Source organism: Mycolicibacterium llatzerense (assembly GCF_000878195.1).
Taxonomy (GTDB): Bacteria; Actinomycetota; Actinomycetes; order Mycobacteriales; family Mycobacteriaceae; genus Mycobacterium; species Mycobacterium llatzerense.
Window position 1 is genome coordinate 49,072 of sequence record NZ_JXST01000024.1, and the last position, 12,542, is coordinate 61,613.

Consider the following 12,542-nt stretch of genomic DNA (forward strand, 5'->3'; position numbering starts at 1 on the left):
CTCGCGAGCAGGCAAAAAAAATTGCCCCTTTTCGCTTGAAAAGGGGCAATTTTGTGTCTGTTCGCGAGAGACCTACTTCGGGCGGCCGACCTCGTAGGTGCCCTTGTCGTCCTTGAAGGTGACCTTGACGGTGCGCTTGGTGCCATCGATGTTCACGTCGCAGTCGAAGGTCTGGCCGGACTTGACCTCAGGGTCGGTGCCGTTGTTGCACTTGACGTCCTTGACGTTCTTGGCGCCGTAACCGGTGGACTCGTCGGTCAGGATCTTCTGCACGCCGGACTGCGCGGCGTTGATGTCGAGCTTGGTGGTGACGAAGAAGCCGGGCCACAGGAATCCGAGCACGCCGACGACCGCGACGATGACGGCGGCCACGACGCCACCGATGAGCAGCAGTGCCTTGTTGGACTTCTTGCCCGCCGGAGCACCGAACTGCTGGTCGAACTGCTGACCCGCGGCGCCCTCACCGAACTGCGGCTGACCGTACTGCCCCGGCTGGCCGTACTGTCCCGGCTGCCCGTACTGCGGTTGTCCGTACTGCGGCTGCCCGTAGGCACCGGCCTGCGGGTAGCCCTGCTGCGGATAACCCGGGTATTGCTGCTGCGGATAACCCGGCACCTGCTGCGCTCCAGGCTGCGCGGCACCAGGCTGACCCGCCGGGTACTGCTGCTGGTACTGCTCGGGGTTGTAGGCCGGCTGCTGACCCCACGCCGGGGCGGCAGTGGTCGGCTGCTCGGCGCCGGCCGCCGGCTGACCCCAAGCGGGCTGCTGACCTTGCCACTGCTGCGACGGGTCAGTTCCCTCTGGACCGCTCATCGTTTCTCCTCGGTGCTCTCCCCTACCCGGATGTCACTGACTCCGGGGTGCTGGTCAACCACACTACCGGTGCAACCGTTTGTGGATGACCTGCACAGTCTTCCGCGGCGCGCGTGTCTGGCCATCAGCTGGCGAACGCTCGGCCTTACTCTCGCGGTATGACGGACCAAATCCGGCTCGGCAATGCCACCTTGACCCGCGTCGCGGAAGCCCAGGTGCAGATCCCCACGTCACTGTGGCCGTCGACGCCGCCGGAGGCCTGGCACGCCGAGGCCGACCTGCTGGCCCCGCGGTTCTGGAACCCCGAGACCGACCTGTTCCGCATCGCCATTCAAAGCTGGGTACTGCAGGTCGACGGGCTGACCATCGTCATCGACACCGGCGCGGGCAACGACCGGCACCGGCCGCACATGCCGCCGCTCGATCACCTCAGCACGCCGTTCCTCGACAACATGCGGGCGGCCGGAATCGACCCGGGCGGCGTCGACGTCGTCCTCAACACACACCTGCACACCGACCATGTCGGCTGGAACACCCAACTGGTCGACGGCGCCTGGGCGCCGACGTTCCCGAACGCCCGCTACCTGATGCCCGAGGCGGACCACCGGTTCTTCGCGCCCGACAACCCCGACACCACCGACGAGATGCGAACGGTGTTCGAGGACAGCGTCATCCCCGTGGCCGACCAGACGGAGCTGTTCTCCGGTGACTACCAACTGAGCGATTCGGTATGGCTGCGCCCGGCGCCCGGCCACACGCCCGGGTCGTCGGTGCTGTGGCTGGATGCCGGCAAGCCGGCCGTGTTCGTCGGCGACCTGACACATTGCCCGATCCAGATTCCCCGGCCCGATGATCCGTGCGCCTACGACGTCAACGCGGCCGAGGCCACCGTCACCCGCAAGCGGGTGTTCACCGAGGCCTCGCGGCGGCGGGCGGCCGTGGTCCCGGCGCACTATGCGGGCCATGGCGGCGCCACCATCGTGGCGCGCGGTGACCGGTTCATGGTCGATGACTGGCTGGATCTGGGCCTGGCCTGACAGTCACCGGCGAAGTTACATGCTGTCGATCGCCACGACGCCGCGCCGTACCGCCCCGATGGCCCGCTTGGCAGTCACCCGCAGCTGCGGTGACGGCGCGGCGAGCCGCACCTGGTCCAGCAGATCCAGTACCTGACGGCACCAGCGCACGAAATCGCCTGCGGGCAAAGCATTTCCGTTGCCATTGTCGGACATCAGCAGCGCCGCGGTCAGATCGCCGTACGTCGCCCAGCTGTGCATGGCGGCCACGAAACCACCATCGGGTTCACGGCTGAACGGCAGCCGGTGCCGGCGTTCATCGCCGTGGATGTCGGTCCACAGCCGGCGGGTCTTGGCCAGCGCGCGGCGCACCTCGTCGGTGGCCTGCTCGGCGCCCGGCGGCACCGTGGGGCCGTCACCACGTGACTCGAAGAGCACCGACGACAGCACCGCGGCCAGTTCGGCCGGATTCAGACCGTCCCACACGCCGCCGCGCAGACACTCGGCGACCAGCAGGTCGCTCTCGCTGTAGATCCGGGCCAGCAGCCGGCCGTCGTCGGTCACCGCCGGTTCGCCGTCGGCGCCTTCGATGAAGCCACGCTCGCTGAGCAGCGACACGATCCGGTCGAAGGTGCGGGCCAGCGAGTTGGTGGCCGCGGCGACCTTCTGCTGGGTCTGGTCGTTGTCGCGTTCGATGCGTAGATAGCGTTCGGCCGCACGCACTTTCGCCTCGCGGTCGGGCAGCTGATGCGCGGGGTGACGGCGCATCTGCTCCCGCAGACCGGCGAGCTCCGGGTCGATGTCCGGTGTCTCGTCAGCAGAACCGCGACTGCGGCGCACCGATGGCACGTCCAGGGCGTCGGCCGCCCTCAGCAGCGCCGATGCCAGATCACGGCGCACCTTCGGTTGCCGGTGTTCCACCCGCTTGGGCAGGGACATGCTGCCCAGACGCTGCGACGTCCCGGCGTAGTCGGCAGCGGAAATCCTTCCCGCCCAACGATGTTCGGTCAGCACCAGCGGACGCGGATCGTCGGCGTCGAAAGCCTCCTCCAGCACCACGGCCAGGCCACTGCGGCGGCCGAGACCGATGGCGATGACGTCGCCACGCTTCAGCGCGGCCAATGCGTCGTTGATGCCCTTGCGCCGCGTCAAGCGGCCGGCTCGAGACTGCGCCCGTTCACGTTCGGTGATGGTCGCGCGCAGCCGGGCGTACTCGAGCACGGAGTTCCAATCGACACCCTGCGCTGAATCCGAACTCTCGCGTTGCTCGGCTGCAATCTCGGCGAGCATCCGCTCACCGCGCTTGATGCCGCGCACCAGCCCGGTCACCGACCGGTCCGCCTGGTACTGCGCGAAGGACTGCTCGAGCAGTCGGTGCGCCGCCGCCGGCGTCATGTGCTGAACCAGGTTGATGGTCATGTTGTAGGACGGCGCAAAGGAACTGCGCAGCGGGAACGTTCGGGTCGACGCCAGGCCGGCGACCTGGGCAGGATCGGCCATCTCGTCGGTGGCATGCCACAACACGACGGCGTGGCCCTCGATGTCGATGCCGCGGCGCCCGGCGCGTCCGGTCAGCTGGGTGTACTCCCCCGGCGTCAACGGGGCGTGCTGCTCGCCGTTGTACTTGACCAGCCGTTCCAGCACGACGGTGCGGGCCGGCATGTTGATGCCCAAAGCCAGTGTCTCCGTGGCGAAGACGGCTTTCACCAGACCTGCGGTGAACAACTCCTCGACGGTGTGCCGGAACACCGGCAACAGTCCGGCGTGGTGGGCGGCCAGGCCGCGCAGCAGGCCTTCGCGCCATTCGTGATAGTCGAGCACCACCAGATCGGACTCGGCCAGATCGGCACACCGGCGGTCGATGATCTCGGCGATGCGGTCGCGTTCGGCCTTGTTGGTCAGGCGCACCGCGGAACGCAGGCACTGCTTGACCGCGGCATCGCACCCGGCGCGGGAGAACACGAACGTGATGGCCGGCAGCAGCCCGGCCTGGTCCAGCGTGCCGATGACGTCGGGCCGGCTCGGTGGCCGGTACATCGCGGGCCGGCCGCCGGAACGTCCGCGCCCGTCTCCGCTGCGTCCCCGGGGCTGCCAGTCCATGAGCCGGTCCGCCTCGCGACGATGCGCGATGTGCCGCAACAACTCCGGATCGACGCGGGCCCTACCCTTGCCGCCACCCTTGCCTCCGTCGACGCCCTTGGACAGGTCGAACAGGTCGAAGAGCCGCTTGCCCACCAGCATGTGCTGCCACAGCGGCACCGGGCGGTGTTCATCGACGACGACGGTCGTGTCACCGCGAACAGTCTGAATCCAGCCGCCGAACTCCTCGGCGTTACTCACCGTCGCCGACAGGCTGACCAGCCGGACCTCGTCGGGCAAATGCAGGATCACTTCCTCCCACACCGCGCCGCGCATGCGGTCGGCCAGGAAGTGCACCTCGTCCATCACCACATAGGCCAGTCCGTGCAGTGCATGCGAATCGGCGTAGAGCATGTTGCGCAGCACTTCGGTGGTCATCACCACGATGTCCGCGTCACCGTTGATCGCCTGGTCGCCGGTGAGCAGGCCGATGCGTTCGGGTCCGTAGCGGGCCACCAGATCGTTGTGCTTCTGGTTGCTCAGCGCCTTGATCGGCGTGGTGTAGAAGCACTTCCGCCCGGCGGCCAACGCCAGATGCACCGCGAACTCGCCGACGACGGTCTTGCCGGCACCGGTCGGGGCACAGACCAGGACACCGCGACCGTTCTCGAGCGCGATGCAGGCGTTGGTCTGAAAGGGGTCAAGGGTGAACGACAGGCCCGCGGCGAAGTCGCGCAGCTGAGGACCCGGCTCGACGTCAGGCGCCGGTGTGGACTCTGGCGGCACCGCCGCCTGCGACTCAGGTGGCGTCGTCATCGATGGTCAGCCGGGTCGGAGTAGGCACGGCAGAAGGCGCATCGATGGGTTCGACCGACCCGATCGGGGCGGCCTCGTCGTCGGGAACAGCCTCGGCCTCGCGCCGGGCCTTGCGCCGGTCATGCCACCGGGCCACCTGGATCGACATTTCCAGCAGCACGGTCAACGCCAGCGACAGCGCCAGCATGGAGAACGGATCCGAGCCGGGTGTCACGAACGCGGCGAAGACGAACAGGCCGAAGATCAGCCCGCGGCGCCAGGCCTTGAGCTTCTCGTAGGTGAGCACCCCGACCATGTTCAGCATGATGATCAGCAGCGGGAACTCGAAGCTGATGCCGAACACGACCAGCAGGTTGATCAGGAAGCCGAAGTACTGGTCACCGGACAATGCGGTGATCTGCACGTCGCTGCCGACGGTCAGCAGGAACGACAACGCCGTCGACAGCACCACGTAGGCCAGGACCGAGCCCGACACGAACAGCAGCGCACCGACGCCCACGAACAGCGACGCGAAGCGCCGTTCCTTCTTGTACAGGCCAGGGGTGATGAACGCCCAGATCTGGTACAGCCAGACGGGGCAGGCCAGGATGATGCCCGCCGCCATGCCGACCTTGAGGCGCAGCATGAACTGATCGAACGGCGCGGTGGCCAGCAGTCGACACTCCCCGTCCGGGGCGATCGACGCGCGCGACGACGCCGGCAGCGAGCAGTACGGGCCGCGCAGCCAGTCACCGAGGCTGGGGAATCCGAAGAAGCCGTGCCCGTACCAGAGGAAGCCGACGACGGTCGTCAACAGGACCGCGATGACCGCGATCAGCAACCGTGTCCGCAGCTCCTCGAGGTGATCGACGAGCGACATGGTGCCGTCAGGATTGACCCGCGACCGTCGACGGCGCGGGTCAAGCTTTCGGAAGATTCCAGATGCTGGCACGTGAGTATGAGAGGAGCCGACCGCCGCGGGCGCTGGCCTGCGGCGGGATCACGGCAAAAGGTCAGGCCGGGTGCTTGTCCGCGGCATCCGGCGCTGCCTGCGGTGCAGGTGCCGGGTTCTCGACGCGTTCAGCAGTGATGGGACGCGGAGCCGCTGACTGCTCCGACGTGCTGTCCGACTGCATTTCCTTCAACTCGGACTTGAAGATGCGCATCGACTTGCCAAGCGAACGCGCGGCGTCCGGCAGCTTCTTCGCGCCGAAGAGCAGCACGAACACCGCGATGACGATCAACCAGTGCCACGGTTGCAAACCGCCCAATTTGGGTCACCTCCAGAAGTTGAGGCCGAGTCTACTCGCCAAGGCCGGGTTCATACGCCGCCAGCGCCGCCACCGCGGACTCGCGCACGCGGTCGGCGAGCGCGGGCGGGTCAAGGACTCGGACCGCCGAACCGAAACCGAGGACGAAACGGGCCATCCACTCGTCCGACGCGTAGGTCATGGTGGCTTCCCAGCTGCCGTCGGGAATCTCCCGCTGCACTGCCAGCGGGTAGTAGTCGAACATCCACGACGCGGACACGTCGATCAGCAGTGTCGCCACGGGCAGCGCCGGATCCGCGGTGTCGGCGGAGAACAGTGACGTGTCGGGCCCGGCCTGCACGGCGGGCGCCGGCGGTGCGGCCGGTTCGTCCAGGGCGGTGGCGTCGACGATGCGGTCGAAGCGGAACAGCCGCACGCCCTCGGCGGTGCGGCACCACGCCTCCAGGTAGCTGTGGTCGCCGATCAGGGCCACCCGGATCGGGTCGACGGTGCGCTGCGAGACGGTGTCATGCGAAGCCGAGTGGTACTCGAGGGACAACGCCCGCTTGTCCCGGACCGCGGCCCGCACCACCGCGGTGGCCTTGTTCTCGGCATCGCCGGTGATATCGGGGGCCGGCACCGACGCCGCGATCGCTCCGGCAGTGCCGGCGGCGGCCTCGATCTTGGCGATCACGCTGCGCGCCACGTCGGGGTCGACGACACCGGGCACGTCGACGAGCGCCCGCAGCGCCATCAGCACACCGGTGGCCTCCGGTGAGGTGAGGCGCAGCGCCCGGTCCATCCCGGCCGAGAAGATCACCTCGATGGTGTCGCCCTCGAAGTCCAGGTCGATCAGGTCGCCGGGGAGCCCGCCGGGCAGGCCGCACATCCACAGCTGGTTGAGATCGGCCAGCAGTTGCTTGCGGGTCACGCCCAGTTCGGCGGCCGCCTCGTCGTGGCTGATCTGCGGGTTCGCCTGGAAATACGGAACCATGTTCAAGAGCCGCACCAAGCGGTTCGACACGTTACTCATGCGCCCTCCCCCGCCTGCGCCCGCAGCCGGCCGATCACATTGTCCCGCAATGATTCCGGCTCCAGCACCACGGCGTCGGCGCCGTAACCGGCGACCTCGCGGGCCAGCCGGTCGACCATGCCGATGTCGACGACGACCTCGTCGCCGCCGCGCCCATTGCGCGCACTGGGTGTGGTGCTGACGGCCTGCCGGCGCAGTGCCGTCCCCCGGCCGTCGGCCACCCAGATCCGGGCCAGCTCACCGGCCGGCCATTCGGCGACCGCCCGGTGCACGATGTCGCGCAGGTTGACCCCGTCCGGCCGGGTGACGGCGCGGTCGGGTCCCACCGCACGGACACCGTCGCCGATGCGCGATACCCGGAAGGTGCGCGCCGCGTTGCGGTCCCGATCGTGCCCGACGACGTACCACCGGCCGCGGTAGGTGACCACGCCCCACGGCTCGAGAGTGCGGTCGATGTACGGCGCGCTCCGGTTGGGTCGATGCGCGAACTGCACAGCTCGTCCGGAGTCGATGGCGGACAACAGGATTCCCAGCGCCTCCTCCGAGCCCCGCAGGCCCGGGGCGGCTCCGGTGGTGATCGCGACGCCGGCGTCGGACGCGTCGACGTCCACCCCCGCGGCCCGCAGTTTGAGCAGCGCGCTCTGGGTGGCGGTCACCATCTCCTGCGACTCCCAGAGCTGCGTGGCGATGGCGACGACGGCTGCTTCATCACCGGTCAGCTCGACAGGCGGCAACTCGTACGCGGTGCGATTGATGCGGTAGCCGTCGTTGACGTCCATCATCGAGGCGCGGCCGGTCTCCAGCGGGATGCCGAGATCGCGCAGCTCGTTCTTGTCCCGTTCGAACATGCGGGAGAACGCTTCGTCGGTCGGCGGGTCCTGGTAGCCGGTGACGTTGGCCCGGATCTGCTCCGCGGACAGATAACTACGGGTGGACAGGAGCGCAATGACGAGGTTCATCAACCGCTCTACCTTGGACGTCGCCACGCCCAACAGACTAAGTGGTTGCTGTGGGCTGCCCTGTTATCGGCGCGCCCGCCGCGACGGACGCGACCGTCACATGCTGGCGATCAGCCGGTTCACCCGCTCGTCGACCGACCGGAATGGGTCCTTGCACAGCACGGTGCGCTGCGCCTGGTCGTTGAGCTTGAGGTGCACCCAGTCGACGGTGAAGTCGCGCCCGGCTTCCTGTGCGGCCGTGATGAATTCGCCGCGCAGCTTGGCCCTGGTGGTCTGCGGCGGCGTGTTGACTGCCGCGTCGATCTCCTCGTCGGTGGTGATCCGGGCGGCCAATCCCTTGCGCTGCAACAGGTCGAACACGCCGCGACCACGCTTGATGTCGTGGTACGCCAGATCCAGCTGGGCGATCTTGGGGTCGGACAGCTCCATGCTGTAGCGATCCTGGTAGCGCTGGAACAGCTTCCGCTTGATCACCCAGTCGATCTCGGTGTCGACCTTGGCGAAGTCCTGGCTCTCGACGGCGTCGAGCTGCCGGCCCCACAGGTCGACGACCTGCTCGAGCTGCACGTTGGGCTCGCGGGTCTGCAGGTAATCGATGGCGCGCGAGTGGTATTCGCGCTGAATGTCCAGCGCCGAGGCCTGCCGTCCGCCAGCCAGCCGCACGGCGCGGCGCCCGGTCAGGTCGTGGCTGACCTCGCGGATGGCCCGAATCGGGTTGTCCAGCGAGAAGTCCCGGAACGGGACGCCTGCTTCGATCATCTCCAGCACCAGCGAGGCGCTGCCCACCTTCAGCATGGTGGTGGCCTCGCACATGTTGGAGTCGCCGACGATGACGTGCAGCCGGCGGTACTTTTCGGCGTCGGCGTGCGGCTCGTCGCGGGTGTTGATGATCGGGCGCGAGCGCGTCGTGGCGCTGGAGACGCCCTCCCAGATGTGCTCGGCCCGCTGGCTCAGACAGAAGGTCGCGGCCTTCGGGGTCTGCAGGACCTTGCCGGCGCCGCAGATCAGCTGGCGCGTGACCAGGAACGGCAGCAGCACGTCGGAGATCCGGGAGAACTCGCCGGCCCGCACGATCAGGTAGTTCTCGTGGCAACCGTAGGAGTTGCCGGCCGAATCGGTGTTGTTCTTGAACAGGTAGATGTCGCCGCCGATGCCTTCGTCGGCCAGCCGCTGCTCGGCGTCGACCAGCAGGTCTTCCAGCACGCGCTCACCGGCGCGGTCGTGGGTGACCAGCTGCGCCAGGTTGTCGCATTCGGCCGTCGCGTACTCGGGGTGGCTACCCACATCGAGGTACAGGCGTGCGCCGTTCCGGAGAAAGACGTTGGAACTGCGGCCCCAGGACACCACTCGCCGGAACAGATACCGCGCTACCTCGTCCGGGCTGAGCCGGCGGTGACCATGAAACGTGCAGGTCACGCCAAACTCGGTCTCGATTCCCATGATCCGTCGCTGCACATAATCGAGCTTACGGGTTGGCGTTGGGTATGGGTGGGCAACAGGCCGGGTAGCCATCCACGTCGGACAGCCAGAAATGGCTCCGGCCGCCACCCACGGTGGGTGGCGGCCGGAGCCGGGCCAACTCGGCACGATCAGAACGGGACGTCCAAGCTGCCCGCGGTCTGATTGGCCTCGTCGTGGTTGGAGAAGTGCTCGCCCAGCACGTACGACGAATGCGGATCGGTCCCGTTGGGCACCAGCGGGTCGGTGTTCGCACTGGCGATCGGTGCCAGCAGGAGCGCGCCGGCGATGCCGGCCGCGGCCAGTCCGGGAGCGATGAACTTGATCGGGTTCTTCATGATCGGCGCCTTCTGTCAGAGTGCTCGTCCGTTTTCGGACTGACTCAATCGTCGACTCTGAGCAGGCAAAAGTCGCTACCGCAGGCACCCATTCCGGATTGCAGCTAGCCGGTAGACACACCTGGGGGTCAGCGCTGACGACAGCGAGACCGCCGCGGACCACGCTGACCACATGATGATCAATCGACGCACGATGCTCGGCGGAGCCGGCGCAGTCGGCGTGGCGGCGATCGCCGGCGCAGGTGCCGACCACGCGTTCTCATCCCCCTTGCCCCGCAACAACACCCAGGAGACAGCCGTGAACCCAGAAGCCGGCCGTTTCGGCAATCCCCGCATCCCTGCCGAACTGAACACCGCGCAGCCACACATGTTCCACCTCGGCGCACTACAGAAGACGCAGTTCGACGGCGGAACGCTACGCCAAGCGTACGAAGGCAATTGGCCGATACTGATGGGGCAGGAAGCCAGCGTCGTGATGGTGACGCTCGAACCCGGTGGGATCCGCGAGCCACACTGGCATCCCAGCGCCTGGGAGATAAACGTCATCACGCGCGGCGTCGCGACCTGGACACAGCTCGACCCGCTCGGGCATTCCGAACACTTCGAGGCCAACGTGGGCGATGTGGTGTTCGCCCCGCAAGGCTCGTTGCACTACTTCGAGAACAAGGGCACCCAAGAACTCGATCTGCTCATCGTCTTCAACGCGAGCACCGAAGAGGGCAAGGACGACATCGGGATCGGTGCGTCCATCAGCAAGCTGCCGCCCGATGTGCTCAGCGTGGTGTTCGGTGTGCCCGCGGACACTTTCACCAAGTTCAAGCAGATCGATCAGTCGCTCACCATCATCAAGCGGCCGACCGCCTGACCCCGCTGGACAGTGCAGCTAGGCCAACGAAAGGAACAGCTTCTCCAGCTCGGCCTCGGTCATCGGCGCACGACCATCCTCGGCGTTCCCGGCCAGGCATTCGCGCAGGCCGGTGGCGACGATCTTGAACCCGGCGCGGTCCAGCGCCTTCGATACCGCCGCCAGTTGCGTGACGATGTCCTTGCACTCGCGGCCCTGCTCGATCATCGAGATGACTCCGGCCAACTGCCCCTGTGCCCGACGCAACCGGGCCAGGACGGCGGCCATGGCCTCTTCATCACCGACCATGTCGCACCTACCTTTCGTTAGTTTTCCGGCCCGCTCCGCTATACCCCACAGGGTATCAGCGGCCGGACGGCACGGCGGCGCGCTCCCACAGCGCCCGCCAGTCGTCTTCCTCGGCCTGCTTGTCGCGGTGCAGCAGTTCGGACGGCTCGGTCAGATGGATCGCCGGATGCGGCGTCGCAAAGAAGTTGCCCTTACCCTGAGCCGAGACGTGCCCACCGACGTCGATGTAGCAGTAACCCTCACCCGACAGCGCGGCACCGTCGTCGACCCGGCCGAGGTAGTGCAGGGCATTGCGGGCAGCGGCCTTTGCCCCGTTCTTGGCGAAGATCGCCGCCTTGGGCACCGTCCGACCGGACTCCGCGTTCACCGCGGCGGTGTCACCGATGGCGAAGATGCCCGGGAACCCGGTGGCCATATCGGTGTCGACGGCGATCCAGCCCGCGCCGTCGAGCGTCACGGCCGGCTCGTGCGGCGGGACGAACACCAGCAGGTCGAACTCGGCACTGGCGCCGTCGGCAAAGTGGATCACCTTCTCCTCGGCATCGATGCGCTCGACCGTATGCTCGCCGTGGAAAGCAATGTTGTTGGCGCCCAACATCTCCACCAGTTCCAGCCCGGCGTACGGCCCCGCCGACGGCATGGGCTGCTTTTCCGGGGTGTACACCGTGATGTCGGTCGACTCACGATGGCCGTTGTCACGCAACAGGTCTGCGGCCAGCAGCGCACCCTCGTAGGGTGCGACGGGACAGCGGTACGGCAACGACGTGACCAGGAAGACGAGCCTGCCACCGGAGAATTGCTCCAGCGCGGTGTGCGCGGCAGCCGCGGCGTCAGCGCTGTAGTAGTGCACGGCCGATCCGGCGTCGACGGCGTCCCGCAGACCCGGAACCTTGTCGATGACATTGCGGGCACCGGTGGCGATGATCAATGCATCGAAGGCGATGTCGGTGCCGTCGGTCAACTTGACCATGCGCGCCGAATGATCCACGTCGGCAACGGTTCCGGTGACGGTGTTGACGCCGCGCAGGGCGGAAACCGTGGGCTCGATGGGCACGGTGCCTTCCGCGCGCCAACCGCGCAGCACCCACGGCAGGGTGAAGCCGAGGAAGTGCGAGAAGTCCTCGTCGACGATGGTGACGTCGAGATCATCGAGGGCGACACCGGATTCAGCGAGTTCCTTGACCACGGACAGGCCACCGATACCGGCGCCGAGGATGACCAACTTGCTGTTCTTCATGCTGCTACCTCCAGAACTTCATCCGGGACGGTCGATCGGATTTGGGGTGCCCTTCACACCACTGATCGGCGGGCACCGCGGCCTTGACCGCATCCACGTGCATCCCGCAGCCCGACCAGGTGGTCTTGCCGCACACCGAACAACGCTTGGGTTGACACATCTTCGAACCTTTCAGTAGACGCGCGGATGCTCGACCTGGGTGAACACGTTGCACTCCTTGGTCATTCGATTCGACCGGGCTGATCTCTATCGTTTATAGCATACCCCTAGGGGTATTTGCCAACGCCCTTGTGTGTCATATCACCACGTCTTGAATACCCTAGGGGGTATGGTACGCTGGCGACGTTGGGCATACCCCATGGGGTATCCATGGAGCTGATCGCGATGCGGTCGACACGCTGCCCCGTTCAC

12 protein-coding genes are annotated in these 12,542 nt (G+C 67.1%); 2 read left to right on the forward strand and 10 right to left on the reverse strand.

The genetic code is table 11. The features are described 5' to 3' along the window. Positions 1-72: 72 nt before the first annotated feature. Entirely contained in the window at positions 73-813 is a 741-nt protein-coding gene (locus tag TL10_RS17530; protein ID WP_043393222.1) for a DUF4333 domain-containing protein, read from the reverse strand. A gap of 158 nt (positions 814-971) precedes the next feature. Here TL10_RS17530 and TL10_RS17535 point away from each other — a divergent pair, with 158 nt between their 5' ends. Continuing rightward, positions 972-1,850, forward strand: a complete 879-nt coding sequence (locus tag TL10_RS17535) for an MBL fold metallo-hydrolase (protein WP_043986607.1) — start codon at positions 972-974, stop codon at positions 1,848-1,850. Between the two features lie 15 nt (positions 1,851-1,865). Here TL10_RS17535 and TL10_RS17540 read toward each other — a convergent pair whose 3' ends face one another. The 7 genes from TL10_RS17540 to TL10_RS17570 all read right to left on the reverse strand — a co-directional run bounded on the left by TL10_RS17540 (position 1,866) and on the right by TL10_RS17570 (position 9,741). Continuing rightward, positions 1,866-4,724 carry a DEAD/DEAH box helicase gene (locus TL10_RS17540; protein ID WP_082067985.1) on the reverse strand — a complete coding sequence of 953 codons (2,859 nt, stop codon included), beginning with the start codon at positions 4,722-4,724 and terminating at the stop codon, positions 1,866-1,868. Further along, positions 4,708-5,655 (reverse strand): twin-arginine translocase subunit TatC, encoded by a 948-nt coding sequence (tatC, locus tag TL10_RS17545; RefSeq protein WP_043393216.1) that lies wholly within the window; start codon positions 5,653-5,655, stop codon positions 4,708-4,710. The genes TL10_RS17540 and tatC overlap by 17 nt, the downstream gene beginning before the upstream one ends. A 61-nt stretch (positions 5,656-5,716) precedes the next feature. Continuing rightward, complete coding sequence (tatA, locus tag TL10_RS17550; RefSeq protein WP_043393213.1) at positions 5,717-5,974, reverse strand: Sec-independent protein translocase subunit TatA; 258 nt, start codon at positions 5,972-5,974, stop codon at positions 5,717-5,719. Between the two features lie 31 nt (positions 5,975-6,005). Continuing rightward, positions 6,006-6,986: a helix-turn-helix transcriptional regulator gene (locus tag TL10_RS17555; RefSeq protein ID WP_043986610.1), complete on the reverse strand. Its 981-nt coding sequence runs from the start codon at positions 6,984-6,986 to the stop codon at positions 6,006-6,008. Further along, complete coding sequence (locus TL10_RS17560; RefSeq protein ID WP_043986644.1) at positions 6,983-7,972, reverse strand: helix-turn-helix transcriptional regulator; 990 nt, start codon at positions 7,970-7,972, stop codon at positions 6,983-6,985. Before TL10_RS17560 ends, TL10_RS17555 begins: the two co-directional genes overlap by 4 nt. Positions 7,973-8,041: 69 nt before the next feature. Beyond that, complete coding sequence (gene pafA / locus TL10_RS17565; protein WP_110789119.1) at positions 8,042-9,400, reverse strand: Pup--protein ligase; 1,359 nt, start codon at positions 9,398-9,400, stop codon at positions 8,042-8,044. A 134-nt stretch (positions 9,401-9,534) separates the two neighbouring features. Further along, positions 9,535-9,741 (reverse strand): hypothetical protein, encoded by a 207-nt coding sequence (locus TL10_RS17570; RefSeq protein ID WP_043393199.1) that lies wholly within the window; start codon positions 9,739-9,741, stop codon positions 9,535-9,537. A 172-nt stretch (positions 9,742-9,913) separates the two neighbouring features. On the opposite strand from TL10_RS17570, the gene TL10_RS17575 reads away from it, so the two are divergent. Beyond that, positions 9,914-10,606: a cupin domain-containing protein gene (locus TL10_RS17575; RefSeq protein WP_110789120.1), complete on the forward strand. Its 693-nt coding sequence runs from the start codon at positions 9,914-9,916 to the stop codon at positions 10,604-10,606. Positions 10,607-10,624: 18 nt separating this feature from the next. Here the strand turns inward: TL10_RS17575 and TL10_RS17580 are convergent, their stop codons facing one another. Together TL10_RS17580 and TL10_RS17585 are read right to left on the reverse strand one after the other, a co-directional pair. Further along, entirely contained in the window at positions 10,625-10,894 is a 270-nt protein-coding gene (locus tag TL10_RS17580; protein WP_043393193.1) for a metal-sensitive transcriptional regulator, read from the reverse strand. 55 nt (positions 10,895-10,949) lie between these two features. Further along, positions 10,950-12,131 (reverse strand): NAD(P)/FAD-dependent oxidoreductase, encoded by a 1,182-nt coding sequence (locus tag TL10_RS17585; RefSeq protein WP_043986611.1) that lies wholly within the window; start codon positions 12,129-12,131, stop codon positions 10,950-10,952. Between the last annotated feature and the right edge of the window lie 411 nt (positions 12,132-12,542).

What these genes read in the sequence shown, in the direction of transcription:
- TL10_RS17585 (WP_043986611.1), bottom strand. Translation starts at nt 12,131, where the DNA reads ATGAAGAACAGCAAGTTGGTCATCCTCGGCGCCGGTATCGGTGGCCTG.
- TL10_RS17555 (WP_043986610.1), bottom strand. Translation starts at nt 6,986, where the DNA reads ATGAGTAACGTGTCGAACCGCTTGGTGCGGCTCTTGAACATGGTTCCG.
- TL10_RS17570 (WP_043393199.1), bottom strand. Translation starts at nt 9,741, where the DNA reads ATGAAGAACCCGATCAAGTTCATCGCTCCCGGACTGGCCGCGGCCGGC.
- TL10_RS17580 (WP_043393193.1), bottom strand. Translation starts at nt 10,894, where the DNA reads ATGGTCGGTGATGAAGAGGCCATGGCCGCCGTCCTGGCCCGGTTGCGT.
- TL10_RS17540 (WP_082067985.1), bottom strand. Translation starts at nt 4,724, where the DNA reads ATGACGACGCCACCTGAGTCGCAGGCGGCGGTGCCGCCAGAGTCCACA.
- TL10_RS17530 (WP_043393222.1), bottom strand. Translation starts at nt 813, where the DNA reads ATGAGCGGTCCAGAGGGAACTGACCCGTCGCAGCAGTGGCAAGGTCAG.
- TL10_RS17575 (WP_110789120.1), top strand. Translation starts at nt 9,914, where the DNA reads ATGATGATCAATCGACGCACGATGCTCGGCGGAGCCGGCGCAGTCGGC.
- TL10_RS17535 (WP_043986607.1), top strand. Translation starts at nt 972, where the DNA reads ATGACGGACCAAATCCGGCTCGGCAATGCCACCTTGACCCGCGTCGCG.